Here is a 1378-nt window from a genome sequence, read left to right as displayed (position 1 = left end):
GCTTGTACGATAGCCCGGCGAACAGCGTCACGCTCTGCAGCGGCTCGCTCGGAGCTAATCCGGACAATGATATCGTGGCTATGATCCATGAATTCCATGACCGAATTCCGTTCACGCATATTCGCAACGTAAAGGTGTTCGAGAATGGGGACTTTATCGAGACTTCCCATCGCACGCAAGACGGTACGGTCGATATCGAGGGCGTTGTCCAGGCCTATCACGAGAACGGATACACCGGTTATACCCGACCCGATCACGGTCGCCACATCTGGGGCGAAGAATGTCGGCCGGGATACGGTCTCTATGATCGTGCTTTAGGAATTATGTATCTATGGGGACTATGGGATGCATACAAGCGAAGCGCTGCTGCCCCCTCGCAGCTGAAGGAGGCTGTTCAATGAGCGATTTAAGTCAACCAACGGATATAGCGCTGGCACCCCTTCCACTGCACCCGGCGCTAAACGGCAAGACCGTTGTCATTACCGGCGGTTCCGGTGTACTATGCCGCGCGATGGCGCTTGAGCTTGGGCGCCAAGGCGCTAAGATCGCTGTCTTAAACCGGACGGTCCAGAAAGGACAGCAGGTGGCCGATGAGATTGTCGCTGCCGGTGGTACGGCGATCGCCGTTTCCTGCGATGTCACCGATGTTGAGAGTGTACGTCAGGCTGAATCCTCCGTTCGAGCGGCCTTCGGCCCATGCGATATTCTAATCAATGGCGCTGGCGGCAATCGTAAAGACGCGAATACAACCAACGAGGTCTATCGTGCAGAGGATGCCGGCCAAGAGGATATTACAACCTTCTTCGGGCTTAGTGTCCCCGGTTTCCGCAGCGTGTTCGACCTTAACTTTATCGGGACTCTGATTCCGACTCAGATCTTCGCAGAAGGCATGATGGAGCGCCCTGGCGCAGTTGTGCTCAATGTTTCGTCCATGAGCGCACCAAGTCCAATGACCAAGGTACCGGCGTACAGTGCCGCTAAAGCGGCCATTAACAATTTCACGCAATGGTTGTCCGTTCATCTCGCGGAATCCGGCATCCGCGTCAATGCGATTGCGCCCGGGTTCTTCTTGACCGAACAGAATCGCAACTTGCTGACGAATAGCGACGGTTCCCTTACTGAACGTTCTCATAAGATCATCTCCCATACGCCCATGAGACGGTTCGGCGTGCCTGAGGATTTGCTTGGCACCCTGCTCTGGCTCGTGGACAGCCAGACGTCCGGGTTCGTCACAGGTACCGTGATTCCCGTGGATGGCGGCTTTATGGCTTATTCCGGCGTATAGCCGAATCAAGATAATATCCAAAGAGAGCTTATCCCACCCAATAATTTTAATCTCGCAAGATGCCCTGTACACCGTGCGCACTGCTTTCTGTCG

The 1378-nt window shown here is 54.8% G+C and carries 2 protein-coding genes; both read left to right on the top strand.

Translation table 11 applies throughout. The annotated features are described in order from the left end of the window. Positions 1 to 401, top strand: a 401-nt coding sequence (locus ACFRAK_RS28860) for a mannonate dehydratase (protein WP_394573173.1), incomplete at its 5' end; no start/stop codon positions are given. A gap of 29 nt (positions 402 to 430) precedes the next feature. Next, positions 431 to 1285, top strand: coding sequence for an SDR family oxidoreductase (locus tag ACFRAK_RS28855; RefSeq protein ID WP_394573174.1), 855 nt, complete (start codon positions 431 to 433; stop codon positions 1283 to 1285). The last annotated feature ends 93 nt before the right edge of the window (positions 1286 to 1378 follow it).

The sequence above is a fragment of the Peribacillus sp. NPDC056705 genome, from assembly GCF_043656335.1.
This window is presented reverse-complemented; position numbering and strand designations above follow the sequence as displayed.